Here is a 2315-nt window from a genome sequence, read left to right as displayed (position 1 = left end):
GTAAGCGCTCGTTAAACCACCTCTTGTAATTTCACATTCCAAGGCAGCAGGCTTTCGATCTGCTCGACCGTCTTCGCGCTGGGCAGCTCTTTAAACACGTGGTGAAGATAACGATAGGGTTCCAGTTGGTTTGCTTTAGCCGTTTCGATTAACCCGTAGAGATTCGCGCTGGCTTTTGCACCGGGTACAGTGGCACTGAAGAGCCAGTTCTTCCGGCCTACCACGAACGGCCTGATCGCGTTTTCCGCAGGATTGTTATCGATGTTCAGTCGACCATCTTCGGTGTAGACCGTTAATTTATCCCAGTTTTTATCCAGATAGCCGAGCGCTTTACCCAGTAGGCCTTTTGGCAACGTCGTGTGCAGGGTTTTATCCAGCCACTCCCGGATTGTCTTCAGGATGGGGATCGCCTTTTCCTGCCTTATCAGATATTTGTCGGTCGTGGTGTGATCTGCGATTTGCTTTTCCAGGGCGTAAAGCTGGCGGATAAAGCCGATTGCCATGTCTGCCTTACCGGCCTTTTTGTTTTTACCGGCGCCTTTCTGAGCATCGATAAATTTGCGACGAACGTGAGCCCAACATCCAAGCTGCCGGATACGATTTTTTGCAACCACGTCATTGTACCCGGCGTAGTCATCGGTCTGCAGATAGCCTTGATAGTCGGCCAGTAAATGACTCGCCGCCTCACCACTCCGGCTGGCAGAGTAATGGAAGAGTCTGACCGGTTGCGTGGGTGGTCCGCCGACCCGAACCCACATGTAGGATTTTCGGGTCGCCTCCTTACCGGGCTCTTTCAGCACTTGTACGGTGGTCTCATCACAATGTAGGACGGGATAGGCCAGTAAGTGGTCTTCCAGCAGGTTGATCAACGGCTGGACCAGCTCCCCACTTTTTATCATCCAGCTGCCGAGGGTGTTGCGGCCCAGCTCAATACCACTGCGCTGAAGAATGGACTCTTGTCGATATAACGGTAAGGCATCCTGGAATTTACTGATGGCAATGTGCGCCAGCAAGCCCGGGCTGGCGTTACTCTTCGGAATAGGCTGAGGTGGTAACGCCGCTGTGCTGATCTCACCCTCGCAGGCCTTGCAGACATACTTCTTTCGAGCATGGACGATCACCTGCACTTTGGCGGGGATAATGTCCAGTTGTTCGCTGGTGTCTTCGCCGATCAAGGCGCGCTGACAGCCGCAGGCGCAGATCAAGTCGGCTTCAGGGACATCATATTCAATCCGGATACGAGGTAGGTCCGCGGGAAGCGGCTTACGACCTGGTTTTTTATTAACGGCTGTTTTCTTTTGTTCAGTGTCTTCAGGCTCTGAGTCTTGCTCTGACAGGTAGTGCTCAGCCGCGTCCGTCAGCTCCGCCTCATTGAACATTTCCTGTTGGTCGGGCGATTTCTCGGAGGAACGGCCGAAGCGCTTTTGCTGTTGCAGGCGCACGGTTTCTTCGAGCAGGGCAATTCGCTGCTCTCTTTCTGCAAGGGACTGCGCCTGCTGAGCAATAATGCGGTCCTTCTCGGCAAGAAGGGCTTCAAAATCAGCTGGGGAAGTTGGGGTCTGGGCCGCGCTCATAGCGCGGATTATACCGTAAGACTCAGCTTACCGAGTCAAAATGAAGCCGGGAGTGAGGCTGATTGTTGAAAATATCAAAGCCGTCGAGTAACCAATTCAGTTCCTGCCCGGTCAGCGATACAGTCTCTTCCACTTTCGGCCAACGGAAGCGCTGCTTTTCCAGCCGCTTATACCAGACAATAAACCCGTTTTTCTCCCAGCACAGCAACTTGATCTTATCTCGCCCCCGGTTGCAGAAGACGAACAGGGCCTCATCCATGGGCGACAACGGCATTTCCTGTTCGACCAAGAGGGACAGGCCATCGATCGACTTCCGCATGTCGACCGGGTCAGCATACAGATAAACCTGAACATCACTGATCGGGCGTAGCATCAGCGATTGGCCTCTTTCGACAACAGCGGTAAGATCTCCTCCAGGCAGTGAAGTGGACTCTCAATACGTAATCCTGAGGGCAGGTAGAGATTGATCACGGCCGGACGGCTCAATGATACGGGGATCAATTTACCGGAAACGGAAGAACTCTTTCTCAACTTTCTGTGCCAGTAACTGAAACTGGATAGCGGCAGGCCATACTGCTGGCAATACTTCTTTTGCGAGAGTTCGCTTCCCTTCCAGTCGTTAATACGCTGCTTCCAGCGGGCTGACTTATCTTCAACATCCATAGTGCTTTCTCGTGTCTGAAAGCGTCAGGGTAAATCAGAATGTGTAGATATTTAAGGCGGTGTTTGTAGACCGCTTAC

3 protein-coding genes are annotated in these 2315 nt (G+C 52.7%); all 3 read right to left on the bottom strand.

Going from position 1 to position 2315, the window contains the following annotated elements; all coding sequences use genetic code 11:
- Nucleotides 1–11: 11 nt before the first annotated feature.
- The 3 genes from tnpC to tnpA are packed head-to-tail and all read right to left on the bottom strand — an operon-like array spanning nt 12 to nt 2237.
- Nucleotides 12–1574: an IS66 family transposase gene (gene tnpC / locus ACXAFR_RS27230; protein ID WP_475183284.1), complete on the bottom strand. Its 1563-nt coding sequence runs from the start codon at nt 1572–1574 to the stop codon at nt 12–14.
- Between the two features lie 22 nt (nt 1575–1596).
- The gene (gene tnpB / locus ACXAFR_RS27225; protein WP_475183282.1) at nt 1597–1947 is read right to left on the bottom strand and encodes an IS66 family insertion sequence element accessory protein TnpB; all 351 of its coding nucleotides are present in this window, start codon (nt 1945–1947) and stop codon (nt 1597–1599) included.
- The gene (gene tnpA / locus ACXAFR_RS27220; RefSeq protein ID WP_475183279.1) at nt 1947–2237 is read right to left on the bottom strand and encodes an IS66 family insertion sequence element accessory protein TnpA; all 291 of its coding nucleotides are present in this window, start codon (nt 2235–2237) and stop codon (nt 1947–1949) included. The genes tnpB and tnpA overlap by 1 nt, the downstream gene beginning before the upstream one ends.
- Between the last annotated feature and the right edge of the window lie 78 nt (nt 2238–2315).

The organism is Pseudomaricurvus sp. ABR4_320 (genome assembly GCF_056159445.1).
The sequence above is the reverse complement of the archived record's forward strand: the minus strand, read 5'-3'. Positions and strand labels throughout refer to the sequence as shown.